The organism is Seonamhaeicola algicola (genome assembly GCF_007997385.1).
Taxonomy (GTDB): Bacteria; Bacteroidota; Bacteroidia; order Flavobacteriales; family Flavobacteriaceae; genus Seonamhaeicola; species Seonamhaeicola algicola.
In genome coordinates this window covers 640,947-666,656 of the sequence record NZ_VOSC01000025.1, presented here as the reverse complement: position 1 = coordinate 666,656, position 25,710 = coordinate 640,947, and the positions used below count along the sequence as shown (strand labels likewise).

Sequence of the window (25,710 nt, the reverse complement as noted above, 5' to 3'; positions counted from 1 at the left end):
CTTTTTCAATTAGATTTTATTTGAAATGCTAAAACAAATTCAGCATAACAAGACTATCTTTAATCTAGAATGCATTTACAATAGCAAAGAAATCTTCAGCTTTTAATGATGCACCACCAATTAAACCGCCATCAACATCTGGCTTAGAGAAAATTTCTTGTGCGTTGGCTGGTTTTACACTGCCACCGTAAAGAATTGAAACGCTATCGGCCACTTCTGCTCCGTACTTGTTTGCTAACGTTTTTCTAATAAAAGCGTGCATATCTTGTGCTTGCTCTGGACTTGCTGTTTCACCTGTGCCAATAGCCCAAACTGGTTCATAGGCTAAAACTATTTTATTAAATGCCGATGCTTCTAAATGAAATAACGCATTTTTAATTTGGTTTTCAACTACAGTTTCTTCATTTCCAGATTTTCTATCGGCTAACTCTTCACCAAAACAGAAAATAACAGTCATATCATTTGCTAAAGCAGCATCAACTTTTTTAGCCAAAAGCGCATCAGTTTCATTAAAATATTCTCTACGCTCACTGTGCCCTAAAATAACTATTTCGGCTCCTACACTTTTAAGCATGCTAGCACTAATTTCACCAGTATAAGCACCGTTTTCAGCATAATGCATGTTTTGAGCAGCTACATGAATATCGGTTGATTTTAAAACTTTATAAGCTTGGTATAAGTTTGTAAATGTTGGCGCTACAATTACCTCAGCGTTTGAAGTTTTAGTTTGGTTTGCTAAATCTGCTAATAACGCTTCAGTTTTTGATAAATCGTTATTCATTTTCCAGTTACCGGCAACAATATTTTTTCTCATGATATGGTATTTTTTTATGTTATTTGAGATATATAAACGTTGCTAAAGTACTTAATTTTTAACAGCTTGAATAAGATTTTTGTCATCAGCTTCAATAACATTAAATACAACGATTTCGCTAGCTTTATTTACAATCATATATCTAGGTATCCAACTTATGTTTACAAAGTTTGCAAACTCACAATCTTTACCATTAGGCATATAGTAATGGTCTCCTTGTACATTGTATTTTTCAATACCCTTTTTCCAAGCATCTTCCCCTCTATCTAATGATAAAAAAACGTACGCTGCATCTTTATAATTTTCTTGTAAAGCTTTTACTTTTGGCATACCTTTTATACAGTCTCCACACCATGATGCCCAAATATCAATAACAATGGTTTTGCCTTTGTGCTTGTTTAAAATAGATTGAAATGTTACGTTTTCACCATTTAACGTTACAAATGTATCATTTAGAGCTTTTTCATTAAATTGGGTTGGCTCTTGTGATTTACAACTAAAAAGAGCTGTTAATGCCAATAGAATTACATATACTTTTTTCATTGATTTATTTTTTTAATAGAATTTCCGCTTGTGCGAAAATGAAAATTATTTAAGTTTTACTTTAGGATCTAACCAAGCGTAAATTAAGTCGACAAATATATTAATCATTACAAACAAAGTAGCAATTACTAATACGGCTCCCATAATTACAGGTAAATCTAGAGTGTTTAAGGCGTTTACAATTTCTTTCCCTAAGCCATTCCAACCAAAAATATATTCTACAAAAACGGCGCCTGCTAACATGGATGCAAACCAACCTGAAATGGCCGTAACCACTGGATTCATTGCGTTTTTTATAGCATGTTTTTTTATAATTTGAAACTCGCTAAGCCCTTTTGCTCTAGCGGTTCTGATATAATCTTGATTAAAAACTTCTAATAATGAATTACGCATTAACTGAATAACTACCGCTAACGGCCTAATACCTAAAACCACTGCTGGCAACACCAAATTTTTCCATTTTATATGCATGGCTTCACCAAAATCATCTAGCTCATAAAGGCTTCCTGTCATTTCTAAATTGGTATACTCATGTAACACAAAGCCAAATAACCACGCAAATAGTATAGCACTAAAAAATGATGGTACACTCATACCCAAAGTACTAACAACTTGTATAAATTTATCTAACCATTGGTCTTTATAAAGTGCAGAAACTATACCCAAAATAATACCCAAACTAATTGCTATAAAAATAGCCGAAACTGCTAGCACAAAAGTATTTGGCAATGTTTCAGCTAAAACTTGGGTTACTTTTTTACCTTGTTTTGTGAAAGATTCTCTTAAATACGGAAACTTTAAAACAGTGGTTGTATTTCCAATGGTAAAAAGTGACTTAGCTGTGTATTTTCCAGATTGTAAAGTTGTGTAATCTTGCTTTTTATTTGAATGAAATGATAGTGGTGATAAATCATTTAAATAATAAACATATTGTATAGCAATAGGTTTATCAAAACCGTATTTCTGTTTTACTAATTTAAGTTGCTCTGTATCTTCATTTTGTCCTAACATCATTTGCGCCGGATCTCCTGGAAGCACATTAAATAAAAAGAATACCACAGTAACCACTCCTAATAAAGTGAGCAAAGCGTATATAATTTTATTTAATAAATAGTTTATCAGTTGTTGGTTATTGGTTATTAGAAACTATAGAATCTTTATTTTTCAATTCAACTTTAATGATATTGTCATATGACGTATTGTTTCTTTTATTGTACTCTATTACAGAATCCTTTTCCTTAAAAATATGCATAGCTTCAATATCTTCTTTGTTTAAAGCTTGTAATGCCTTGTAAGTAGATATTTCACCATCAATAATAACTAAAGCATTTGGAGCTTTTTCTTTTGGCTCAGTTCTCTTAACCTTAGGTAACTGAAAACTTTCTAAATCATTCCAATGTACTTTTTGTTTAACAGTACCTTGGTCTAACTCTAAAATACCAGGGTTTGAACGCACTACTGTTTTTAGAGCTTTTTCATCACATAAATACCATGTAACATCTAAACCAAAAGCTTCATTAATACGCTGTTTAACATCTTTACCAGATGCAGTTAAACCAATAACTTGGTAGCCTTGGTTTGTAGCATTTTCAATAAAGCGTTTCAATTTTTTTGCTCCTTCTAATTCAATTTTATCTAAATTGTATGATACAATAATAACAACATTATCTTGTGTTAAAAAATGTTGTGTTAAATCGTCATCTTCACTTTCTATAGAAAAGTCATAAATTGGTGGTTCGTAACCTTTTTCAATTTCTTTGGTTTCAACACTAACAAATTCACCTTCAACTGTAGGGTAATCGCCTAATGTTGTTATCACTTTTTCTTGGCCATTAACATTAAATTTCCATGCGTATTCTGTAACTGGTTTTTTGGCATCGTCTGGTATACTCATACCTTCTGCTATATTTTTTCCAATAGCATACCCTCTAAAATCTATAGCTGGTAAATGCATTAAAACATGATAACCAAACCACAAGCTTACTATAAAACTTAACAATGCTAAAATGGTTGTTTGTAGCTTACCAAATACCGCATTTATGTGTTTTACACCAATAAAAATAATTACTATTAACACCAGCAATACTACATCTTTGGTAAAGCTTTCCCATGGTGTTAGTTTAAGGGCATCACCAAAACATCCGCAATCTTTTACTTTATCAAAATACGCTGAATAGAATGTTAAAAATGTAAAGAAAACTATCATTAGAAGTAAGCTCCAAACCGTAAATTTTGGCTTATAGCCTATTAATAAAAATACGCCCAAAACCACTTCAAAAACTACAACAAAAACAGATATTAGTAATGCGTAAGGTTCTAAAAATGGTATATTTAATACATCTGTACTAAAATATTCTTGTAATTTATATGAGAAACCAAGCGGGTCATTTAATTTTATAAATCCGGATATTATAAAAAGTACGCCTACAAATATTCTTGATATACTTACTATTGCTTTCATGTAATTTTAATTTATTTTGAAATTTATTCACCTAAGTGAATTAGTGCAAATACCGAATAGTTTATCATGTCTTGGTAATTAGCATCAATACCTTCGCTAACCAATGTTTTTCCGGCATTATCTTCAATTTGTTTTACGCGAAGTAGTTTTTGTAAAATTAAATCGGTTAAGCTGCTAACACGCATATCGCGCCATGCTTCGCCATAATCATGGTTTTTATTTTCCATTAATTCTTTGGTAATGGCTACATGCTTTTCATACAATGCAACAGCTTCTTCGGTGTTTAAATCTGGTTGCTCTACAACACCTTTTTCTAGTTGAATTAAAGCCATAATACAATAATTAATAATACCAATAAACTCACTTTCTTGCCCTTCATCAACCCTTTGTTCTTTGTTTTCTTGCAAGCCTCTAATACGTTGTGCTTTTATAAAAATTTGATCGGTTAATGAAGGTAAACGCAGTATTCTCCAGGCGCTTCCGTAATCGGCCATTTTCTTTTTAAATAAACTTTTACAAGTTTCAATTACAGCTGTATATTGTTTTGAGGTATCTTGCATGAAATTAATATGTATTTTGCGTAAATTTCGCTTAAATAGTTCAGAGTTCAAAGTTCTAAGTTCGTAATTCTAAATATTTATGATTTTATTAAAACTTTAACCCTTGAGCATCAAATTTTGAACCCTTTTTTATGACAATTAACTGTAAAGGAAAACTCATTGATTTAACTACCCCTAAAGTAATGGGTATTTTAAACCTTACACCCGATTCATTTTTTGATGGCGGTAAATACACCAATGAAAATGCTATTTTAAATCAGGTTGAAAAAATGTTAACTGATGGTGCAACATTTATTGATGTTGGTGCTTATAGCTCACGCCCGGGCGCTGATTTTGTTAGTGAAACCGAAGAGCTACAACGCCTATTGCCAATTATAGCACTTATTGATAAAAAATTTCCTGAAACACTTATTTCGGTAGATACGTTTAGAGCTGAAGTTGCTAAACAAAGTATTGAAACTGGCGCCGCTATAATTAACGATATTTCGGCAGGAAAACTTGATGATAACATGCTAAAAACCGTTGCCAATTTACAGGTACCATACATAATGATGCATATGCGCGGAACACCCCAAACCATGCAGCAGCTAACCAATTATGATGATATTGTTAAAGACCTTATTTTTTATTTTTCTGAAAGAATACAAGCTGCTCATAACTTAGGTATTACAGATGTTATTATTGACCCGGGCTTTGGTTTTGCTAAAACTTTAGAGCAAAATTATAAACTACTAAACAACCTAGAATTATTAAATATTACTGAAAAACCTATGCTTGTTGGGGTTTCAAGAAAATCTATGATTTATAAATTACTTCAAACCACACCCCAAAATGCTTTAAATGGCACAACAGTTTTAAACACTATTGGTTTACAAAAAGGCGCTTCAATTTTAAGAGTGCATGATGTTAAAGAAGCTGTTGAAACGGTTAAATTAATTCAAAATTTAAATTGTTAGAAAAACATGAAATATATTTATTTGCTCATTATTTCTATTTTATTTTTTTCCTGCGGAAAAGATAAAGTGGTAAAACTACCCGAAATTAATACCTCTGAAATATCTGAAATTAATGACGTATCAGCAGCATACTTATTTTATGATAAAACGAAAGCTGATAGTGTTGATTTAAACCGAAAAAACCTAATTAGCACTACTAATTGGCTTGTTAATATTGATAAACGTTTAACTTTAAAACAAGTTATTCCGCATATTAAATTTTTACAAGAAAAAAAGGCTAATGCTGGCCACAAAAACGAACATGCTAAAAATTATTTTACATGCCACGATATTAGTAAAAATAATTTAGGGTTTATTGAGTTTACTAATTTGGTTTACAACAATACCAATACACTTTCAAACTTAAAAGCATCACCTAATGAAATAATAGTAAACTTTAATACATCAAATATAATTAGGGTTATAAATTTTAAATTAGATACGGTTTCAAAAAAAACAACAAAAAATAATTTAGCTAAAACAATAAAACCGTTTGATGTAGCTGAAAATACCATTAAACTTCACTTCAATTCAAATCTATTATTTCAAGATTATATTACTTATAAAGAACATATTATAACAAAAATAAAACACGCAAAAATATCACCCATAGAATTTATTTATAATTAACCTTATTTTACTAAATTTACCAAAACCCGTATTCCATTGGACATCTTTAAAGACATTTTAAATCTTCGTTTTATAGATTACTTAGATGTTGTAGTGGTAGCACTCCTGCTCTACTACCTTTACAAGTTAGTTAAAGGTACAGTAGCTATAAATATTTTTATTGGTATTATTATAATTTATGGGGCTTTTAAGCTTACGGGCTTTTTAGATATGCAACTTTTAAATGGGCTACTAAAAGGTTTTATTGAAGTTGGTATTATTGCTTTAATTGTTGTATTTCAACCAGAAATTAGAAAATTTTTACTCATGGTTGGCTCCACCAATTTTGGCCATAGGTTTAAGTTTTTGCAACGTTTTAAGTTTTTAAAAACCGATGCTACAAGTACTACTGATGTTGATGCCATTGTATCGGCTTGTAATAAAATGTCTATGTCTAAAACCGGTGCTTTAATTGTTTTTGAACGCAATAATAACTTAGATTTTTTAACCTCATCGGGTGATGAAATGAATATTAAAGTTACCCAACCTATTATTGAAAGTATTTTTTTTAAAAACAGCCCGTTACATGATGGCGCTATAATTGTAAGCAACAATATTGTTAAAGCCACCCGTGTTATTTTGCCTGTTAATAATGAAAAAAACATACCGCAACGCTTTGGTTTACGCCACAGAGCAGCCATTGGCGTTACCGAAAAAACCGATGCTTTAGCACTTGCTGTTAGTGAAGAAACAGGACATATTTCGTACTTTAAAGATGGAGAATTTATAGCTTTTGAAGATACTAGCCAACTTGTTTCTGCTATTAAAAAAGATCTAGCTTAATAATTCCTTATGAATTGTAAAAACTGTTATAACGAAATTTTACCAGAAAGCGACTATTGTAATGCATGTGGCGCCAAGGTTATTAGAAAAAGGCTTACTATAAAAAACCTACTTCAACATCTTGGAGAAACCTTTTTTAATTATGACAACAAACTTTTTACAACCATAGTACATTTACTTATAAAGCCCGAAGTTGTAATTGATGCTTATGTAAGCGGTGTAAGAAAACGCTACATTAATCCTATAAGCTTTTTTGGTATTTCATTAACATTAACTGGGTTTGTTATTTTTATTATTAGAAAATTCTACCCTAATGCATTAGATATTTCTACACTTATTGAAAACTACGAAATGTATTCTAATGAAGCTTCTAAACAAATTATGGCAGATTCTGGTAATTTTTCACTAGACTATTCTTCATTAATTTACTCAGCTATGATACCATTTTTTGCATTGTTATCATGGTTTCTTTTTTTAAATAAGCGCTATAATTACACAGAACATTTAGTTACGTACATGTATAGCTTGTCGCTGTATTCCATAAGTTCAGGTTTAATAGGGTTGGTAGTGTTAATTTTTAATTCTAATTTATATTTACTTTCTGGAAGCTTAATGTATCTTGTAGCCTTGTTTTACAACTGTTTTTTATTAAAAAGGCTATTTAACCTAAATTATCAGGAGCTTATATTAAAAACGTTTTTATTTTTAATTCTGTTTTTTATCCTATTCTTTGGTCTTTCAATTGGTATTGGTATTATTTACGCCATTATTATGCTTAAAAATGGCAATTTATAATAGTTGAAATTTTAAGTTATCTAATAAAAAATCTAAACAACCTCTTCTTGTAAAAACTGTACTTCATACAAGTTTTTGTAATAACCATTTTCTTTTTTAAGAAGTTCGTGGTGTGTACCTTGCTCAACAATATTTCCAGAATCCATTACAATAATTTTATCGGCTTTTTTTACAGTTGCCAAACGGTGTGCTATAACTATTGATGTACGACCTTTTGTAATTTTTTCTGTAGCATTTTGAATGAGTTGTTCTGAATACGAATCTACAGAAGAAGTAGCTTCATCTAAAACTAAAATGCTTGGGTTTGTAACATAGGCTCTTAAAAACGAAATTAATTGACGCTGACCCGAAGACAACATAACACCACGCTCTTTAACGTTATAATGATAACCGTTTGGTAAACTCAAAATAAAATCGTGTATACCAATATCTTTTGCTGCTTGATGTACTTGTGCTTCAGTAATTTCAGGATAATTTAATGTTATGTTATTCAAAATAGTATCGGCAAATAAAAATACATCTTGTAAAACAACTGCTATTTGGGTGCGTAATGAAGCTAAGGTAACATCTTTAATATTGGTATTATCAATATAAATATTACCGCCTTTTATTTCATAAAATCTACTCAACAAATTTATAATGGTAGATTTTCCAGCACCAGTAGCACCAACTATAGCAACAGTTTCACCTTCTTTTACATTAAATGAAATACCTTTTAAAACCGTTTCATTATCAACATAACTAAAATGTACGTTATCAAATTTAATATTGCCTTTAAAATGGTTGGCTACAATATTGCCTGTGTCATCAATTTGCGATGTTGTGTCTAACACTTTAAAAACACGGGTTGCTGCTACCATACCCATTTGTAGTGTATTAAACTTATCTGCTATTTGGCGCAAAGGCCTAAAAAGCATTGGTATAAACATTATAAATGCAACTAAAACACCTTTAGTAACAGATCCTTCAACCACATTTAAACCACCATACCAGGCAACCAAACCAATGGTTACAGATGAGGCCAAATCTGCAATAGGAAAGAAAAACGAGTTATACCAAACGGTTTTTAACCATCCTTTTTTATGGCGTTCATTAATTTCTTTAAACTTTTTATACTCGGTGTCTTCACGGGTAAAAAGCTGTAATATTTTCATACCTGTTATACGTTCTTGCACAAACGAGTTAAGGTTAGACACTTCGGTTCTAACTTCCTCAAATGCTTTTTTCATGTACTTTTGAAAAATACGGGTAGCATAAAGTAAAACGGGTAGCATTAGTAAAACTATTAAGCTTAACTTCCAGTTTGTGTAAACCATAACTCCAAAAACTACAAGCATGGTTAAAATATCTCTAAAAATCATGAAAAGTCCTTGCCCAAAAATATCGGCAATACGCTCCATATCGGTTACAGACCTAGTAATTAATACACCTACCGAAGAATTATCATAATACTTCATTTTAAATTTTAATAGGTGATTAAACAGCTTTGTTCTTACATCTTTAACCAAATTTTGCCCCAACCAAGCGGCATAATAAATAAAACCTAACTGAAAAACGGTTTGTAAAATTAAAACCGCAAACATTATTATCACATATATTAAAAACGTGTCGGGTTTATTTAATGCAATACCTTTATCTATAGCATCTTTTGTTAAATATGGTGTTGCTGCACTTAATCCTGCTAAAAAAATTACTAAAACAAACAACCCTACAAAAATGCTATTGTATGGTTTTATGTATTGAAAAAGGCGCTTAAAAAGCACAAAATCAAAAATACTTTCTTTCTTTTTAGTCATTATTCAATGTTATACTATCTGGATATTCTACATGTATTAAATATAAAGCATGAGCTGGCACAGAATATCCGGCTTCGCTTCTGCTTTTTGAGGCTATTATTTTATGCACATCATTTACCGATATTTTTCCTAAACCTACATTTATCATGGTGCCAACAACAGCTCTAACCATATTACGCAAAAACCTATCAGCTTGTATTATAAAATGGAGTTCATCATCTTTAAAAAACCACTGTGCTTTCATTATATCACAATTATACGTTTTTACATCGGTATTTGTTTTAGAAAAGCATTGAAAATCTTTATAATTAAATAGAATATCTGTGGCTTTTTGCATGTTTTCAACATTTAAATCTTGCTTCATAAACAACGCATTATTATATGAAAATACATTTTTTTTAAGCGTTATTCTGTATAAATATGTTCTACTTAAAGCATCAAAACGTGCATGCGCATTGGGGTTTACTTTAAAAATACGGTGTATAGCTACATCTTTTGGTAAAAACGCATTGAGTTTATAGGTTAGTTGTGTTTTGCTAAAAGTAATATTTGTATCAAAATGTGCAAACATTTGTGAAGCATGTACACCAGTATCTGTACGTCCTGCACCTACAATTGCTGTAGGTTGCTTTAGTAATGTTGATAATGCTTTTTCTATAACTTCTTGTACTGATATTGCTGTAGGTTGGTTTTGCCAACCATGATACGCACTTCCGTTATAAGATAGTTCTATAAAATACCTCAAATTGTTTTAATACATTTGTTGAAACAGCAAAGATATACAGTTTTCAGTTTTTATTTACTGTTGAAATCTTAATTAAATATTAAAACACACCAAGTATTAATGAACTCATGACCAAAATTCTCTTACTTTCTGATACGCATAGTTATATTGATGATGATGTACTAAAATATGTAAAACAAGCTGATGAGGTTTGGCATGCAGGCGATATTGGAAGTTTACAGGTTACTGATGCTATTAAAGCTTTAAAACCTTTAAGAGGTGTTTATGGCAATATTGATGATGCTAAGGTTAGGGTTGAATTTCCGGAGCATAACCGCTTTATGTGCGAAAGTGTTGATGTTTGGATAACGCATATTGGCGGTTACCCAGGCGCTTACAACATACGCGTTAGAGAGGCTATTAAACAGCATCCGCCAAGGTTGTTTATTTGTGGGCATTCGCATATTTTAAAAGTGATGCCTGATAAAAAACTGAATTTAATTCATATGAATCCTGGTGCGGTTGGTAAACATGGTTTTCATAAAACACGTACTATGTTACGTTTTACTATTGATGGTAAAAAAATTGATAATTTAGAGGTTATTGAGTTTAATAAACGGTAAATTTTATAGTGTATTTTTTGTTTTGAACAACCTTTAATAGATGGATATTCATTTAGTTTTGGTTGAAATGTTGGCTGATGGGTGCGTTAGGGATTGAAGCGGCAGCTTTTGGCTAGCATAGCGTAAAGCCAAAACTATTAGCGAAAAGCCCGACCCGAAGGGTAACGCCCTAAAATATAAAAAAAAGCCCAAAGTCTTCACCTTGGGCTTACGCACTAATACTACTAAGATATTAGGTTTTTATCGCAATCGATCTACTGATTTTACAAGGTCTTCGTCCTTTTTAATGGCTTTATTAGCTAAAGCTAAAAATACGATAGAAATGATAGGAAGAAGTACCCCAATACCTTTCTCAGAAACCGCCGTTTCTCCAGATAAATTTAGTGATTGATATACAAAAAATCCTAGTAAAATAAAGTTTAATATCATGTTCAGGCGGCCCAACATAAATTGAGACTTCCTGTTTTTGTATCTAAATATTGCTACCAATGAAAAGAATGCCGATGTTATAAAAGCTGCAAACACATAACTGATATCTTGTGCAAATACTACTGTGCCTTGGCTGGTTTTCCATAGGTTAAACACAAATATTAACCCGCCAGAAACTACGGCTGCAAGTAAAAGGTATATGGTTTGTATACGTTGTAACATACTTTTTTCTTAAAACTGGACAGCAAAAATAATAGTTTCTTTAAAATTTTAGTATAAAAAATTAAAATAAAGTTGTATAATTGCAGTATTAATTCACAACAACCGCTGTTACAAGTGGTTAATTCTCCAGATAAAATCATTTTTTCTTAGAATTACTCAAAAATTATATTCAAAATTTTATATTCAATTATAAACATCAATGTTTGAAATTTCACAATTAAAAGAAAAGAAACTCTCTGAATTACAAGAGATTGCAAAAGAATTAAGTATCCCTAAGTACCGTTCTTTAAAAAAATTAGATTTAGTTTATCAAATTCTAGATCATCAAGCTGCTAACCCAAAGGCAACAACCGAGGCTAAACCAGAAGCAAAAGCCGAAGACAACAAACCTAAACCTAAAAGACAGAGACAGCGCGTTCAAAAAAAACCTGCTAACACTAGCAATACTGATAAAGCTGAAGCAAACGCTGCTAAACCTACCGAAGATAAACCGCAAGCTAAAAAAGAGGAACAAACGCAAAGTAAGCCTCAAAACAACAACAATAGCAATAATAGTAACAACAACAATAATAGCGGTAATAATAACAATAACCAGCAAAAACACCGTCAACACAAAAATCAGCATAAAAATCAAAAAAATAATGTTGATAATGGCAATAAAGACAACAGAAACCGTTATCGTGAGCCAGATTTTGAATTTGATGCCATAATTGAAAGTGAAGGTGTTTTAGATATTATGCAAGATGGTTATGGTTTTTTACGCTCATCAGACTATAACTACCTATCATCACCAGATGATATTTACGTATCACAATCGCAAATTCGTTTATTTGGCCTTAAAAAGGGCGATACCGTTTTAGGTAATGTTAGGCCTCCTAAAGAAGGTGAAAAGTATTTCCCTTTAATAAAAGTAAACAGAATTAACGGCCAAAAACCTGAAGTTGTTAGAGACCGCGTATCTTTTGAGCATTTAACACCTTTGTTTCCAAGAGAAAAATTTAATATAGCTGAAAAACAAAGTACCATTTCAACACGAATAATGGATTTGTTTGCTCCTATTGGTAAAGGGCAACGTGGTATGATTGTATCGCAACCTAAAACAGGTAAAACCATGTTACTTAAAGATGTTGCTAACGCTATTGCCGCAAACCACCCCGAAGTTTATCAAATGATTTTACTAATTGATGAACGCCCAGAAGAAGTTACAGATATGCAACGTAACGTACGTGGCGAAGTCATAGCATCTACCTTTGATAAAGAAGCTCATGAACACGTAAAAATTGCCGATATTGTTTTAGAAAAAGCAAAACGTTTAGTTGAATGTGGGCATGACGTAGTAATTCTTTTAGATTCTATTACACGTTTAGCAAGAGCCTACAACACGGTACAACCTGCATCGGGTAAAATTTTAAGTGGTGGTGTAGATGCTAATGCTTTACATAGGCCAAAACGTTTTTTTGGTGCTGCCAGAAATATTGAAAATGGTGGCTCTTTAACTATTATTGCTACAGCACTTACAGAAACAGGTTCTAAAATGGATGAAGTAATTTTTGAAGAATTTAAAGGTACTGGTAATATGGAACTACAGTTAGATAGAAAAATATCTAACAGACGAATTTTCCCTGCTATTGATCTTACATCATCTAGTACACGAAGAGACGACCTTTTACTTGATGAAAATACCATACAACGCATGTGGGTGTTACGCAAATATCTAGCAGATATGAACCCTGTTGAAGCTATGGAATTTACAAACGAACGTTTCAAGCAAACTAAAAATAACGAAGAGTTTCTAATATCCATGAACGGATAAATATAAACTAACCTTAATAAATGTAAAGCCCTAGCAAAATTGTTAGGGCTTTTTTTATGAAATATAATAAACTATCTCTAAAACAGTATAAACAACAAATGCATGTTAACAAATTACTTTATTAACATGCATAAAATTACTCAATAAAAAAAGCCTTTCTTTTCAGAAAGGCTTTAATACTTTTAAAGCTTATCTTATAAAGAAGCTACGTGTTTAGCTAAACCTGATTTAAGGTTAGCTGCTTTATTATTGTGAATAATATTTTTCTTAGCTAACTTATCTAGCATAGAAACAACTTGAGGAAATAAAGCCTCCGCTTCTTTCTTATCAGTAAGCTCACGTAACCTTTTAATTGCATTACGTGTAGTTTTGTGTTGATATTTGTTTAACACACGCTTAGCTTCGTTACTTCTTATTCTTTTTAATGCTGACTTATGATTTGCCATTTCGTTTTTTTATTTTATAAAAAATTGTAGCCCGTAGGGGAATCGAACCCCTCTTACCAGGATGAAAACCTGGCGTCCTAGCCGATAGACGAACGGGCCATTTAGGTTATTTCAGTGTTTTGATGAACTGAGCAATTCGTGATTGCGGATGCAAAGATACTACTAAATTTGAATGTTGCAACACTTATTTCATTTTTTTTGAAAAAAATTTCAATTAATATGCTTTTGCAAACAAAACCCTACCTTTTGATGGCGCTCCCGAATACACGCAACTACCTGATTCTTCAGCACTTCCTAAAGGAACACACCTAATTGTAGCTTTTGTTATTTCTTTTATTTTTTCTTCGGTTTCAGCTGTTCCATCCCAATGTGCTGCTATAAATCCGCCTTTATTTTCTAAAACATCTTTAAATTCATCAAAAGTATCAACTTTAGTTATATGTTCGTTTCTATAGGCTAATGCTTTATCAAACAAACTTTTTTGTATTTCTTCTAATAAATCTTCAATTACAACATTTATTCTATCTAAAATAACTGTTTGTTTGGTTAAGGTATCTCTACGCGCAACTTCAACAGTTCCATCTTCTAAATCTTTTGGTCCTACTGCAATTCGTAAAGGCACACCTTGTAACTCATGTTGGGCAAATTTAGCGCCTGGTCTTAAAGTATCACGTTTATCAAACTTAACAGATATATTTCGTTCTCTTAAGTCACTAATTATATCTTCAGCTACTTTACTTATAGCTTCAAATTGCTCTTCATTTTTATATATAGGAACAATTACAACTTGATAAGGTGCTAAATTTGGAGGTAAAACCAGGCCATTATCATCACTATGCGTCATAATAAGCGCTCCCATTAAGCGTGTTGAAACACCCCAAGAAGTTGCCCATACGTAATCTTGCTTACCTTCTTTGTTTGCATATTTAACGTCAAAAGCCTTGGCAAAGTTTTGGCCTAAAAAGTGCGATGTTCCTGCTTGTAGAGCCTTACCGTCTTGCATTAATGCTTCAATACAATATGTTTCATCAGCACCGGCAAAACGTTCGCTTTCAGTTTTAACACCCTGAATAACTGGTATTGCCATGAAATTTTCAACAAAGTTGGCGTAAACGTTATTCATTTGTTTAGTTTCATCTATAGCTTCTTGTTTTGTAGCGTGTGCTGTGTGTCCTTCTTGCCATAAAAACTCTGCTGTACGTAAAAATAAACGTGTGCGCATTTCCCAACGTACTACGTTTGCCCATTGGTTTACTAAAATTGGTAAATCTCTGTATGATTGTATCCAGTTTCTGTAGGTATTCCAAATTATGGCTTCACTGGTTGGTCTTACAACTAATTCTTCTTCTAACTTTGCTTCGGGGTCTACCCTTAACTTACCAGGTTTATCAGGATCATTTTGCAATCTGTAATGTGTAACTACGGCACATTCTTTAGCAAATCCTTCTGCATTTTTTTCTTCAGCTTCAAATAAACTTTTAGGAACAAAAAGCGGAAAATATGCGTTTTGATGTCCTGTTTCTTTAAACATTCTATCTAATTCTGCCTGCATTTTTTCCCAAATAGCGTATCCGTATGGTTTTATAACCATACAACCTCTAACAGCCGAATTCTCAGCTAAGTCCGCTTTTACAACCAATTCGTTATACCATTTGGAATAATCTTCTGCTCTGCTGGTAAGTTTTTTACTCATATAAATGTTTTGGCACAAATATTGTGATTATGTTAAATAAAAAAATAGTTCAGCAAAACTAACTATTTTTGTTATGTTCAACAATAAAATTCTAGAGATATGCACTTTTATAACTACACAAAACAAAATGTATCAATCTTAGCCTTAATTGGTTTAATGTTTGGTATAGTATCATGTGGGTCTTATCAATACGTTGGTGTTGATGATGATGGTATTTATGGTTCTTCTACAGTACAAATAGCTAATACCCCTACACAAACAGTTACTGAAGTGCCTAACGACAACAGAAGTAATTACTACAAAAATTACTTTAGAAACAAATCTCTAGAATACGAAAACACACTTGAAAACGGTGCTATTTTTACTGATATAGATTCGTATTATACTGATGATTACGCGGTAAACGACACTATTTACAATGATTACCAAGGACATGCTGGTTGGGGACAAAACCCTAACAACGTAACCATAAACTATATTGACAACGGTTGGAATAACTGGGGTTGGAATGCTGGTTTTGGTTGGGGATGGAACAGACCTTACTCTAGATGGGGTTGGAACAACTGGGGATGGAATACCTATTGGGGATGGAATGACTGGAATTGGGGTTGGAATAACTGGGGTTATTACGATCCGTTTTGGGGTGGTGGTTTTTACGGTAGTTGGGCATACAACCCTTGGAGATACAACTACCCACACAGATATTATGGTGGCTATTATGGCAATAACAGATACTACAGCAACCGCGGTTATGCATATAACTCAAGCCGCAGAGGTAGCTATTACAATAAAAGTTCTAGAAGTGGTTTAAGTAGCAGAAATTACACATCTAGACGTTCTACTAGCGCAACATCAAAATACAATACAGCACGCCGCAGTAGTGTATCTAGCACCTCTAGCAGAGCTACAACATATAACAGAAGAGGCACTACTACATCTAGAATTAGCGGTAGTAATAACAGAAGTGCTACAAACAATTACAACACTGCTAGAAGATATAGTGGTACTAACAGATATTCTAGCACGCAAAGTAGAGGCACAACAGTAAATAGAACACCAACATCAAACTCTACAACAAGGTCTACTACACCTTATGCTAGAAGAAGTTCTAATTACCAACAACCTACTAGAAGCTACAATAATAATTCGTCTAGAAGCTCATATCCTTCGAGAAATTATGGATCTTCATCTTCTAGCAGCCGAAGTTCTTCTTATGGTTCATCTAGCCGAAGCTCAAGCTCAAGATCATCAATGTCTAGATCATCATCAAGTAGCAGAAGCGGTGGAAGAAGTTCATCTAGCGGTGGAAGAAGACGATAAAATTCAGTTTAAAAAAAATTAAATATCTCATATGAAAAAGTTACACGTATTGTGCATAGGCTTGCTATCTATGTCTGCAGTTTACGCTCAAGATTTAACCGATGCGCTTCGTTATTCGCAAGATGAAATTCAAGGAACAGCTCGTTTTAGAGCCTTAAGCGGTGCCTTTGGTGCACTTGGAGGCGATATGAGTGCCGTTAGTTTAAACCCAGCTAGTTCAGCTGTTTTTAGCAGAAGTCATGCCTCAATTACTGGCGCAAGCCTTCAAACAAAAAATAAAACTGATTATTTTGGTGGAACAGGTAGAACTGATGATACTAACTTTGATATAAGTCAAGCAGGTGCAGCATTTGTATTTGCAAGTAATAACAACTCACCATGGCGTAAGTTTTCATTAGCCGTGGCTTACGAACGTACAGGAAACCATGATAATACTTGGTTTGCTCAAGGTTTGAATACTGTTGTTGATCCTGATTTTAGTAATTCTATTGCTAGTTATTTTTATGATTTTGCCCAAGGTTTAAGATTAGACGAAATTTCAGCTTTTGATGGAGAATCATTAGCTGATGCCTATTTAGATATTGGTAATTCATTTGGTTTTCCACACCAACAAGCTTTTTTAGGCTATGAAAGCTTTATACTAGAGCCTGAAAACCTTGATGATGCAAATACCAATTACACATCAAATATAGCTGCCGGTGATTTTCAACATGACTATACCTATGCTGCTACAGGCTACAATGGTAAAGTATCTTTTAACGTAGCTACACAGTATGAAGATAACCTATATTTAGGTTTAAATTTAAATTCTCATTTTATAGATTACCAACGTTCAACCTTACTATTTGAAGATAATAATAACGTAGGGTCTACAGTTAACTTTGTTGAATTTGAAAACAATTTAACTACCAGAGGTAATGGTTTTTCATTTCAACTTGGTGGTATCATGAAAGTTACTGATGAATTTAGAGTTGGTTTAACTTATGATTCTCCTACTTGGTACACCATTGAAGAAGAAACATCACAATATTTAGGAACCGATGGCGATAATGGTTTTGTTGGTATAAATCCTCAAATTATAAATGTTTACCCTCAGTACAAGCTAAAAACACCTTCAAAAGTAACAGGAAGTTTAGCCTATGTATTTGGCAACAAGGGTTTAATTAGTTTTGATTATTCTAGAAAAGATTACAGTGACACAGAATTTAGACCAGAAAATGATGATTATTATAAAGTTTTAAACGAAAACATAAGCAATACATTTACTGATGCTTCCACTTACAGATTTGGTGGCGAATACAAACACAAACAATTTAGCTTTAGAGGTGGTTACCGTTTTGAAGAAAGCCCATACAAAGATGGTTTTACTGTAGGCGATTTAAATGGTTACTCGCTTGGTTTAGGTTATAATTTTGGCAATACAAAACTAGATGTAACTTATGATTATTTTGAAAGATCATACATTAACACGCTTTATAATTTAGATTTTGGTAACGCACCAATAGCAACTCGCGATAGAAAAAACTCAAACGTAACGGTATCGTTAAGTTTCAACATATAACCACTTAATAACTTTTTTTTGAGTGTTAAAAGCTTGAGGTAAATAGCCCCCTCAAGCTTTTCTTTTATGTAATGTTTTCCTAATTAAACAGACCAAAAACAACCATTAGCAATAAATTACAATTAATTGTTAATAATATTAGTTAAATAACCGAAAAACGTATCTTTGCACACCAAAGTTGATTTTTTACGTTTTTCAACCGTAAAAACAAAAGTTTTAGATACATGAAATTGGACAATAACTTCGATGATTTTGATGCTTTAGGAGATGAGCATATTGGCACATCGCAAGACACGCCTATGCGTAGCGATGCTTTTAAACTTACCAATGAAGAGAAAATTGACATTATAAAAGATGATGTACGCCACATAATGGAAACATTGGGTTTAGACCTAACTGATGATAGTTTAAAAGGCACACCAAACCGTGTTGCAAAAATGTTTGTAAACGAAATTTTTGGTGGGCTAAACCCTAATAAAAAACCAAGCGCATCTACTTTTGATAATAAATACAAATACGGTGAAATGCTAGTTGAAAAAAACATTACTGTTTACTCAACCTGCGAACACCATTTATTACCAATAGTTGGTAGAGCACATGTAGCATACATTTCAAACGGAAGTGTAGTTGGCCTATCAAAAATGAATCGTATTGTAGATTACTACGCAAAACGCCCACAAGTACAAGAGCGTTTAACCATTCAAATTGTAAAAGAATTACAACAAGTATTAAACACCAAAGATGTAGCTTGTGTTATTGATGCTAAACACCTATGTGTAAACTCTAGAGGCATTAGAGATATTGAAAGCAGCACAGTAACATCAGAATTTGGCGGCAAGTTTAAAGACATGGCTACCCGTAAAGAGTTTTTAGATTATATAAAATTAGACACTAAGTTTTAGAAGGCATCAATCCATAAACAAAACCACACCATCAACCATGCAGCTTTATAAAAATCAGGAGATAAAAATTTACAATTCAATTACTGGACAAAAAGAAGTTTTTAAACCTATAAATGAAGGACACGTAGGCATGTACGTTTGTGGGCCCACAGTATATAGCAACGTACACTTGGGTAATGTTAGAACTTTTATGTCTTTTGATGTAATTTTTAGATACTTAAAGCACTTAGGCTATAAAGTACGTTATGTTAGAAATATAACTGATGCTGGACACTTAGAAAATGATGCCGATGTTGGTGAAGATAAAATAACAAAAAAAGCACGTTTAGAACAAATAGAACCTATGGAAGTAGTACAACGCTACACCGTAGATTTTCACAACGTACTAAGTACCTTAAACTTTTTACCACCAAGTATTGAACCTACTGCAACAGGCCATATTATTGAGCAAATTGAGTTAATTTCAAAAATAATTGAAAACGGTTTTGCCTATGTGGTAAATGGCTCGGTATATTTTGATGTTCATAAATTTGACGAATCTAACGAATACGGCAAACTAAGTAAACGTAAGTTAGAAGATTTAATTCATAACACCCGCGAACTTGACGGGCAAACAGATAAAAAGAATCCGCAAGATTTTGCACTTTGGAAAAAAGCCGAACCACAACATATTATGCGCTGGCCTTCGCCTTGGGGCGATGGTTTCCCTGGTTGGCACTTAGAGTGTACTGCAATGAGCACAAAATATTTAGGTGAAACTTTTGATATTCATGGCGGTGGTATGGATTTAAAATTTCCACACCATGAGTGTGAAATAGCTCAAAATGAAGCTGCTCTAGGCAAATCGCCTGTAAACTATTGGATGCACGCCAATATGCTTGAATTAAACGGGCAACGCATGTCTAAAACCACAGGCAACACAATAAATCCGCATGAATTGCTTTCGGGTAATAATGACAAAATGAGTAAAGCTTATTCGCCTAGTGTAATTCGCTTTTTCATGGCACAATCATCATACCGTAGTGTGTTAGATTTAACCGATGCAGGTTTACTTGCCAGCGAAAAAGGCTATAACAGACTCATGGAGGCTATGGCATTAATACCAATGTTAAAAGCATCTAGTACATCATCATTAAACATAAATGAATGGCTTCAAAAATGTTATGATGCCATGAATGACGATTTTAACACCCCAATTTTAATAGCCAATTTATTTGAAGCTGTTAAATTTATAAATCAAGTTAAAGATGGTAGCGCAACACTAACTACCGATGATATTAAGCTATTATCAAACAGTTTAAACACCTTTACTTTTGATGTTTTAGGACTTTTAAAAGATGCTGAAAACGCTGCCGGAGGCGATAAATTAGCTGGTGCTGTTGATGTTTTAATAAAGCTAAGACAAGAAGCCAGAGCTAATAAAGATTTTGCACTGTCTGATAAAATTAGGGATGAATTAGCAGAAGTTGGTATTATACTTAAAGACGGGAAAGACGGCACAACATTTTCTGTTAATTAATAGTATACTGTCATTTAGAAGACTTTACAACTAAACGTTCTTCGTTATATAACATGTACTATTAATAACATTAACCAGGTATTTTTAAAAGAAATAAGAAATGATTAAAAAAATACTCACAGCACCGTTTCTGTTCTTAATAAAAATATACCAATTATTTATATCACCTTTAACACCTGCTACGTGTAGGTTTCACCCAACCTGCTCTCAATACAGTAAAGAAGCCTTAAAAAAATACGGGCTTTTAAAAGGCGGTTGGTTAGCTATAAAACGCATTTTTAGTTGCCACCCATGGGGTAAATCAGGTCATGACCCAGTACCATAATATTTTTACTTTCATTACTGAATTTATATTCATATTTGACCCTCATAATTTCAAAATTATTTAGATTTGTTTATCTAAACTATTCTTATGAAAAAACTATGTCTATTTGCTATTTTGGCAATTACTTTTTCGTGTAAAAACAATAAAGAAACATCTGAAAAAGAAGCTTTAAACCACACATCAAACGCTAACCCAAATATTATTATTTTATATGTAGATGACTTAGGATATGGTGATTTAAGTTGCTACGGTGCTACTGGTGTAAAAACACCAAATATTGATAAATTAGCCACTAATGGTGTAAAATTTACTGATGCTCATAGTGCTACAGCAACCTGTACACCTTCACGTTATGCAATGCTTACGGGTAATTATGCTTTTAGAAGAAAAGCTGCCGTTTTAAAAGGTGATGCGCCTTTAATTATAAGTACAGAGCAACCTACACTACCTAAAATGCTAAAAAAAGCAGGCTATAAAACAGCAGTTATTGGAAAATGGCACCTTGGTTTAGGAGACGGTAATGTTGATTGGAATACAACTGTAAAACCAGGACCCGCAGAAATAGGATTTGATTATAGCTTCCTTTTGCCTTCAACCGGAGACAGAGTTCCATCGGTGTATATGGAAAATGGCAATATTTTAAACTTATCTCAAGACGACCCTATTGAAGTTAGCTATACCGAAAAAATTGGTAACAGACCAACAGGTTATGAAAACCCTGAGTTAAGACGACAAATAGCCGATGACCAACATAATAAAACCATTATTAATGGCATTAGCAGAATTGGTTGGATGAAAGGCGGTAAATCGGCTGAATGGGTGGATGAAGATTTCCCATACAAATTAACCGAAAAAGCCAATAACTTTATTAAAAACAACAAAAAACAACCTTTCTTTTTGTACTACGCATTTCATGATATTCATGTGCCTCGTTTACCTCACAAAAACTTTCAAGGAAAAACAAGTATGGGCCCAAGGGGTGATGCCATTTTACAAGTAGATTATGTGGTTGGTGAAATTGTAAAATCTTTAGAAGCCGAAGGTATTGCTAATAATACCATGATTATTTTTACTAGTGATAATGGCCCTGTTTTAAATGATGGCTATGAAGATGATGCTGTAGAGAAATTAGGCAACCATAAGCCCGCAGGTATTTATAGAGGCGGAAAATACAGTGTTTATGAAGCAGGCACCAGAGTACCAACAATTGTACATTGGCCTGAAAAAGTAACACCAAAAGTTTCTGATGCCTTAATGAATCAGGTAGATTTTTACAGCTCTTTTGCTGCCCTAACAAACCAGACACCTGAGACAACTATTTTAGATTCTAAAAATTATTTAGATGCTTTACTTGGTAAAACTGACTCTGGAAGACAAGAGGTAATTTTAGAAGGCTACACACTAGCCCTTAGGCAAGGAAACTGGAAATACATTAAACCTTCAAACAATAAAGGTACATGGATTACTGAAGAGAAAAAAATTGAAAGCGGATTAACACCCCAAGAGCAACTTTTTGATTTAAGTAAAGACCCAAGCGAACAAAACAACCTTGCTGAACAATACCCTGATAAGGTTGAAGAATTAAAAAATAAACTTCAAGAAATAGAACATCTATCTAAATAAAGCATTTAAAAAGAGACTATTTAACTATAGTCTCTTTTTTTTATAAAAATTTTTGGAACACACTTAATTAATCGTAATATTGCAATATAAAAATAAATAATGGGTTTAACTAAATCTGAAATATTTACCAATAACCAAAATAACATTGCGCTTTTAGCCAAAGCATTTGCGCATCCGGCTCGTGTAGCAATTTTGCAGCAGCTATTTAAAATTAATAGTTGTTACTGTGGCGATTTGGTAAACGAAATTGGCTTAGCACAACCCACAATTTCTCAACATTTAAAAGAACTTAAAAACCTAGGTTTAATAAAAGGAAGTATTGAAGGCACTAGCGTTTGTTATTGCATTAATGAAGATACTTGGAAGACTATGAAAACCATTTTAGGTGAATTTTTAAATCAAGATATAGACAATAGTAACCAATGTTGCTAAAAAAATTTGAAATCATTAATCGTATTATTACGATAAAATAGTAAAATCATGAAAAAATTAAGTTTTTTAGATAGAAATTTAACCCTTTGGATATTTTTGGCCATGGCCATTGGTGTAGCGCTTGGGTATTTTATACCATCACTTCCAAACGTTATAAATACCATGAGCTCTGGTTCAACAAATATTCCCATTGCTATAGGCTTAATAGTAATGATGTATCCGCCACTGACAAAAGTTAATTACAGCCTTTTACCTAAAGTGTTTAAAAATGTAAAAATACTATTAACCTCATTAATTTTAAACTGGATTATTGGCCCCATATTAATGTTTGTATTAGCCATTACCTTTTTACAAGAGCACCCAGATTATATGGTTGGCCTTATTTTAATTGGTTTAGCAAGATGTATTGCTATGGTTTTAGTATGGAATGATTTAGCTGAAGGCAGTAGTGAATATGGTGCTGGTTTAGTAGCATTAAACAGTATTTTTCAAGTGTTTGGCTACAGCTTTTATGCTTGGTTATTCATTACAAAACTACCTCCTATTTTTGGTTTTGAAGGTACCATTGTTGATATTTCAATAGCAACTATTGCTGAAAGCGTATTGATTTATTTAGGCTTACCATTTTTAATGGGTATATTAAGTCGTGTATTTTTGGTTAAATTAAAAGGCGAAACTTGGTACAACACTGTGTTTATTCCTACTATTTCACCGTTAACACTTATAGCTTTATTATTTACTATAATAGTTATGTTTTCTTTAAAAGGCGAACTAATTGTTGAAATACCAATAGATGTATTAATTATAGCTGTTCCGCTTTTAATTTATTTTATAATTATGTTTATTGTGGGCTTCTTTTTCACTAAAAGTGTTGGAGCCAATTACACAAAAACTGCTGCCGTAGCGTTTACTGCTGCTGGTAATAATTTTGAATTGGCTATTGCTGTTGCTATTGCTGTATTTGGTTTAAACTCCGGACAAGCATTTACTGGTGTTATTGGCCCTCTAGTTGAAGTACCTGCATTAATTTTACTTGTAAAAGTTTCCTTTTGGTTAAAACGTAAATACTTTAAAACTTCTGAAATAAAATAAAAAAACTGCCATTTGTAAAATGGCAGTTTTTTTTAAAATTTATGTTGCTCTTTAAGCTTCCGGAATATTTTTTAAAATTTCTAAAACAAATTTCCAGTATTTTTGAACTGAAGAAATTTGTGCACGTTCATCGGGTGAGTGTGCTCCTTTAATATTAGGACCAAAACTAATCATATCCATTTCAGGATAATTTTGCCCTAAAATACCACACTCTAAACCTGCATGACACGCTGCTACGTGTGGTTTTTCGCCATTTAAATCTTCATATAATTTAGCCATTACTTTTAATATAGCTGAGTCCATATTAGGTGTCCACCCTGGATAATCACCTGATAACTCAACCTCGCAACCTGTAAGCTCAAAGGTAGCCCTAAGTGTATTAGCTAAATCTAATTTAGCGCTTTCAACCGAGCTGCGTGTTAAACAAGCAATTTTAATATGGCCATTTTTAATGAGTACACGTGCTAAATTGTTTGAAGTTTCAACCAAATCTGGAATATCGGCACTCATACGGTACACGCCGTTTAAAGCTGCGTACAAAGCTCTAGTTACGCCTTCTTGTACCCCTAAATCCATAATACGTTTTGGTGTTTCAGTTTTAGAAATTACAATATCTAAATCTGGTTCTGTGGTTTTAAGCTCTTTTTTTATAGTATTTGAAAGCATTGCCATTTCAAGTAAAAAAGCGTCTTCATGAATAGCATCAATAGCTACCACGGCTTTACTTTCTCTAGGTATGGCATTGCGTAAACCACCACCATCAATTTCTGAAATTCTTAAACCATAATTCTCAAAACCGTCAAAAATTAAACGGTTCATAATTTTATTGGCATTACCCAAGCCTTCATGAATTTGCATACCAGAATGCCCACCTTGTAAACCTTTTACTTCTATATTAAAACCAATTTTAAACTCGGGTGTTTCTTCTTCTTTATAAGTTCTTGTAGCGGTTACATCTACACCACCAGCACAACCAACACCTATTTCATCATCTTCTTCGGTATCTAAATTTAAAAGGATTCCGCCAGTTAATAATCCGCCTTCAAGCCCCATGGCACCTGTCATACCGGTTTCTTCATCAATGGTAAAAAGCGCTTCAATTGCAGGGTGTTCAATGTCTTTACTTTCTAAAATTGCCATTATGGTTGCTACACCTAAACCATTGTCAGCTCCAAGGGTTGTTCCTTTGGCTTTTACCCAATCGCCTTCAATAAACATGTCTATACCTTGAGTATCAAAATTAAAAACAGTATTGTTGTTTTTTTGGTGCACCATATCTAAATGCGATTGCATAACCACTGTAGTTTTAGATGCCATACCTGGTGTTGCTGGCTTTTTTATAATAACATTACCAACCTTATCAACTTGGGTTTCTAAACCTAAGTTTTCGCCAAATTGTTTCATAAAAGCAATGACACGTTCTTCCTTTTTTGAAGGTCTTGGTACTGCGTTTAAATCGGCAAATTTATTCCAGAGTTGTTTGGGTTCTAATTGTCTTATTTCTGAGTTCATAGTATTTTAATTCAAGTTTTACAAAGATACTGTTTAGTAGTAAATGTAGCCTTTACAA

General features: G+C 32.9%; 25 protein-coding genes and 1 tRNA gene. 14 read left to right on the top strand and 12 right to left on the bottom strand.

The window, feature by feature from the left end:
* Positions 1-64: 64 nt before the first annotated feature.
* Genes tpiA through FUA26_RS11605 form a run of 5 tightly spaced genes read right to left on the bottom strand, consistent with a single transcriptional unit; the run spans position 65 to position 4,378 of the window.
* Positions 65-814 (bottom strand): triose-phosphate isomerase, encoded by a 750-nt coding sequence (gene tpiA, locus FUA26_RS11625; RefSeq protein ID WP_147136111.1) that lies wholly within the window; start codon positions 812-814, stop codon positions 65-67.
* Positions 815-865: 51 nt separating this feature from the next.
* A complete protein-coding gene (locus tag FUA26_RS11620; RefSeq protein WP_147136108.1) occupies positions 866-1,357 on the bottom strand; it encodes a TlpA family protein disulfide reductase in 492 nt (163 codons plus the stop codon).
* A gap of 45 nt (positions 1,358-1,402) precedes the next feature.
* The gene (locus FUA26_RS11615; protein ID WP_147136105.1) at positions 1,403-2,479 is read right to left on the bottom strand and encodes an ABC transporter permease; all 1,077 of its coding nucleotides are present in this window, start codon (positions 2,477-2,479) and stop codon (positions 1,403-1,405) included.
* Positions 2,480-2,486: 7 nt separating this feature from the next.
* On the bottom strand, positions 2,487-3,818 hold the full coding sequence (locus tag FUA26_RS11610; RefSeq protein WP_147136102.1) for a BT_3928 family protein: 1,332 nt from the start codon (positions 3,816-3,818) through the stop codon (positions 2,487-2,489).
* Positions 3,819-3,841: 23 nt separating this feature from the next.
* Positions 3,842-4,378, bottom strand: coding sequence for a DUF1599 domain-containing protein (locus FUA26_RS11605; protein ID WP_147136099.1), 537 nt, complete (start codon positions 4,376-4,378; stop codon positions 3,842-3,844).
* A gap of 131 nt (positions 4,379-4,509) precedes the next feature.
* On the opposite strand from FUA26_RS11605, the gene folP reads away from it, so the two are divergent.
* From folP to FUA26_RS11585, 4 genes are read left to right on the top strand one after another with little or no spacing between them, the layout of a single operon-like run.
* Positions 4,510-5,334 (top strand): dihydropteroate synthase, encoded by an 825-nt coding sequence (gene folP, locus FUA26_RS11600; RefSeq protein ID WP_147136097.1) that lies wholly within the window; start codon positions 4,510-4,512, stop codon positions 5,332-5,334.
* A gap of 6 nt (positions 5,335-5,340) precedes the next feature.
* Positions 5,341-6,003: a hypothetical protein gene (locus FUA26_RS11595; RefSeq protein ID WP_147136094.1), complete on the top strand. Its 663-nt coding sequence runs from the start codon at positions 5,341-5,343 to the stop codon at positions 6,001-6,003.
* 36 nt (positions 6,004-6,039) lie between these two features.
* Entirely contained in the window at positions 6,040-6,825 is a 786-nt protein-coding gene (locus tag FUA26_RS11590; RefSeq protein WP_147136091.1) for a diadenylate cyclase, read from the top strand.
* A 9-nt stretch (positions 6,826-6,834) separates the two neighbouring features.
* Positions 6,835-7,620 (top strand): DUF3667 domain-containing protein, encoded by a 786-nt coding sequence (locus FUA26_RS11585; protein WP_147136088.1) that lies wholly within the window; start codon positions 6,835-6,837, stop codon positions 7,618-7,620.
* A 32-nt stretch (positions 7,621-7,652) separates the two neighbouring features.
* Here the strand turns inward: FUA26_RS11585 and FUA26_RS11580 are convergent, their stop codons facing one another.
* Complete coding sequence (locus tag FUA26_RS11580) at positions 7,653-9,416, bottom strand: ABC transporter ATP-binding protein (protein WP_147136084.1); 1,764 nt, start codon at positions 9,414-9,416, stop codon at positions 7,653-7,655.
* Positions 9,409-10,161 carry a tRNA pseudouridine(38-40) synthase TruA gene (gene truA, locus FUA26_RS11575; RefSeq protein WP_147136081.1) on the bottom strand — a complete coding sequence of 251 codons (753 nt, stop codon included), beginning with the start codon at positions 10,159-10,161 and terminating at the stop codon, positions 9,409-9,411. The genes FUA26_RS11580 and truA overlap by 8 nt, the downstream gene beginning before the upstream one ends.
* Positions 10,162-10,268: 107 nt before the next feature.
* On the opposite strand from truA, the gene FUA26_RS11570 reads away from it, so the two are divergent.
* Positions 10,269-10,763: a metallophosphoesterase family protein gene (locus tag FUA26_RS11570; protein ID WP_147136078.1), complete on the top strand. Its 495-nt coding sequence runs from the start codon at positions 10,269-10,271 to the stop codon at positions 10,761-10,763.
* A gap of 240 nt (positions 10,764-11,003) precedes the next feature.
* Here FUA26_RS11570 and FUA26_RS11565 read toward each other — a convergent pair whose 3' ends face one another.
* Complete coding sequence (locus tag FUA26_RS11565; protein ID WP_147136074.1) at positions 11,004-11,414, bottom strand: DUF4293 domain-containing protein; 411 nt, start codon at positions 11,412-11,414, stop codon at positions 11,004-11,006.
* A 199-nt stretch (positions 11,415-11,613) separates the two neighbouring features.
* Here FUA26_RS11565 and rho point away from each other — a divergent pair, with 199 nt between their 5' ends.
* Positions 11,614-13,227, top strand: coding sequence for a transcription termination factor Rho (gene rho, locus FUA26_RS11560; protein WP_147136071.1), 1,614 nt, complete (start codon positions 11,614-11,616; stop codon positions 13,225-13,227).
* A gap of 194 nt (positions 13,228-13,421) precedes the next feature.
* Here rho and rpsT read toward each other — a convergent pair whose 3' ends face one another.
* The 3 genes from rpsT to proS form a co-directional block, all read right to left on the bottom strand.
* Positions 13,422-13,673, bottom strand: a complete 252-nt coding sequence (rpsT, locus tag FUA26_RS11555; RefSeq protein WP_147136068.1) for a 30S ribosomal protein S20 — start codon at positions 13,671-13,673, stop codon at positions 13,422-13,424.
* Positions 13,674-13,700: 27 nt separating this feature from the next.
* A tRNA-Glu gene (locus tag FUA26_RS11550) sits at positions 13,701-13,772 on the bottom strand.
* Positions 13,773-13,887: 115 nt separating this feature from the next.
* The gene (gene proS / locus FUA26_RS11545) at positions 13,888-15,366 is read right to left on the bottom strand and encodes a proline--tRNA ligase (RefSeq protein WP_147136066.1); all 1,479 of its coding nucleotides are present in this window, start codon (positions 15,364-15,366) and stop codon (positions 13,888-13,890) included.
* Positions 15,367-15,465: 99 nt separating this feature from the next.
* On the opposite strand from proS, the gene FUA26_RS11540 reads away from it, so the two are divergent.
* From FUA26_RS11540 to arsB, 8 genes are all read left to right on the top strand, one after another.
* Positions 15,466-16,686, top strand: a complete 1,221-nt coding sequence (locus FUA26_RS11540; protein ID WP_147136063.1) for a hypothetical protein — start codon at positions 15,466-15,468, stop codon at positions 16,684-16,686.
* A 31-nt stretch (positions 16,687-16,717) separates the two neighbouring features.
* Positions 16,718-18,247 (top strand): OmpP1/FadL family transporter, encoded by a 1,530-nt coding sequence (locus tag FUA26_RS11535; RefSeq protein WP_186826908.1) that lies wholly within the window; start codon positions 16,718-16,720, stop codon positions 18,245-18,247.
* 224 nt (positions 18,248-18,471) lie between these two features.
* Positions 18,472-19,149 (top strand): GTP cyclohydrolase I FolE, encoded by a 678-nt coding sequence (gene folE, locus FUA26_RS11530; RefSeq protein ID WP_147136060.1) that lies wholly within the window; start codon positions 18,472-18,474, stop codon positions 19,147-19,149.
* Positions 19,150-19,186: 37 nt separating this feature from the next.
* Entirely contained in the window at positions 19,187-20,668 is a 1,482-nt protein-coding gene (gene cysS, locus FUA26_RS11525) for a cysteine--tRNA ligase (RefSeq protein ID WP_147136057.1), read from the top strand.
* Between the two features lie 100 nt (positions 20,669-20,768).
* Positions 20,769-20,993, top strand: coding sequence for a membrane protein insertion efficiency factor YidD (gene yidD, locus FUA26_RS11520; protein ID WP_147136054.1), 225 nt, complete (start codon positions 20,769-20,771; stop codon positions 20,991-20,993).
* An 87-nt stretch (positions 20,994-21,080) separates the two neighbouring features.
* Positions 21,081-22,616: a sulfatase family protein gene (locus FUA26_RS11515; RefSeq protein WP_147136052.1), complete on the top strand. Its 1,536-nt coding sequence runs from the start codon at positions 21,081-21,083 to the stop codon at positions 22,614-22,616.
* A gap of 99 nt (positions 22,617-22,715) precedes the next feature.
* Positions 22,716-23,048, top strand: coding sequence for an ArsR/SmtB family transcription factor (locus tag FUA26_RS11510; RefSeq protein WP_147136049.1), 333 nt, complete (start codon positions 22,716-22,718; stop codon positions 23,046-23,048).
* Between the two features lie 48 nt (positions 23,049-23,096).
* On the top strand, positions 23,097-24,140 hold the full coding sequence (gene arsB, locus FUA26_RS11505; protein ID WP_147136046.1) for an ACR3 family arsenite efflux transporter: 1,044 nt from the start codon (positions 23,097-23,099) through the stop codon (positions 24,138-24,140).
* Between the two features lie 51 nt (positions 24,141-24,191).
* Here arsB and FUA26_RS11500 read toward each other — a convergent pair whose 3' ends face one another.
* Complete coding sequence (locus FUA26_RS11500) at positions 24,192-25,652, bottom strand: aminoacyl-histidine dipeptidase (RefSeq protein WP_147136043.1); 1,461 nt, start codon at positions 25,650-25,652, stop codon at positions 24,192-24,194.
* Positions 25,653-25,710: the final 58 nt, after the last annotated feature.

Coding starts and splice junctions, on each gene's coding strand:
- tpiA (WP_147136111.1), bottom strand. CDS start 814: ATGAGAAAAAATATTGTTGCCGGTAACTGGAAAATGAATAACGATTTA.
- FUA26_RS11620 (WP_147136108.1), bottom strand. CDS start 1,357: ATGAAAAAAGTATATGTAATTCTATTGGCATTAACAGCTCTTTTTAGT.
- FUA26_RS11610 (WP_147136102.1), bottom strand. CDS start 3,818: ATGAAAGCAATAGTAAGTATATCAAGAATATTTGTAGGCGTACTTTTT.
- FUA26_RS11605 (WP_147136099.1), bottom strand. CDS start 4,378: ATGCAAGATACCTCAAAACAATATACAGCTGTAATTGAAACTTGTAAA.
- folP (WP_147136097.1), top strand. CDS start 4,510: ATGACAATTAACTGTAAAGGAAAACTCATTGATTTAACTACCCCTAAA.
- FUA26_RS11595 (WP_147136094.1), top strand. CDS start 5,341: ATGAAATATATTTATTTGCTCATTATTTCTATTTTATTTTTTTCCTGC.
- FUA26_RS11585 (WP_147136088.1), top strand. CDS start 6,835: ATGAATTGTAAAAACTGTTATAACGAAATTTTACCAGAAAGCGACTAT.
- FUA26_RS11580 (WP_147136084.1), bottom strand. CDS start 9,416: ATGACTAAAAAGAAAGAAAGTATTTTTGATTTTGTGCTTTTTAAGCGC.
- FUA26_RS11570 (WP_147136078.1), top strand. CDS start 10,269: ATGACCAAAATTCTCTTACTTTCTGATACGCATAGTTATATTGATGAT.
- FUA26_RS11565 (WP_147136074.1), bottom strand. CDS start 11,414: ATGTTACAACGTATACAAACCATATACCTTTTACTTGCAGCCGTAGTT.
- rho (WP_147136071.1), top strand. CDS start 11,614: ATGTTTGAAATTTCACAATTAAAAGAAAAGAAACTCTCTGAATTACAA.
- rpsT (WP_147136068.1), bottom strand. CDS start 13,673: ATGGCAAATCATAAGTCAGCATTAAAAAGAATAAGAAGTAACGAAGCT.
- proS (WP_147136066.1), bottom strand. CDS start 15,366: ATGAGTAAAAAACTTACCAGCAGAGCAGAAGATTATTCCAAATGGTAT.
- FUA26_RS11540 (WP_147136063.1), top strand. CDS start 15,466: ATGCACTTTTATAACTACACAAAACAAAATGTATCAATCTTAGCCTTA.
- FUA26_RS11535 (WP_186826908.1), top strand. CDS start 16,718: ATGAAAAAGTTACACGTATTGTGCATAGGCTTGCTATCTATGTCTGCA.
- folE (WP_147136060.1), top strand. CDS start 18,472: ATGAAATTGGACAATAACTTCGATGATTTTGATGCTTTAGGAGATGAG.
- cysS (WP_147136057.1), top strand. CDS start 19,187: ATGCAGCTTTATAAAAATCAGGAGATAAAAATTTACAATTCAATTACT.
- yidD (WP_147136054.1), top strand. CDS start 20,769: ATGATTAAAAAAATACTCACAGCACCGTTTCTGTTCTTAATAAAAATA.
- FUA26_RS11515 (WP_147136052.1), top strand. CDS start 21,081: ATGAAAAAACTATGTCTATTTGCTATTTTGGCAATTACTTTTTCGTGT.
- FUA26_RS11510 (WP_147136049.1), top strand. CDS start 22,716: ATGGGTTTAACTAAATCTGAAATATTTACCAATAACCAAAATAACATT.
- arsB (WP_147136046.1), top strand. CDS start 23,097: ATGAAAAAATTAAGTTTTTTAGATAGAAATTTAACCCTTTGGATATTT.
- FUA26_RS11500 (WP_147136043.1), bottom strand. CDS start 25,652: ATGAACTCAGAAATAAGACAATTAGAACCCAAACAACTCTGGAATAAA.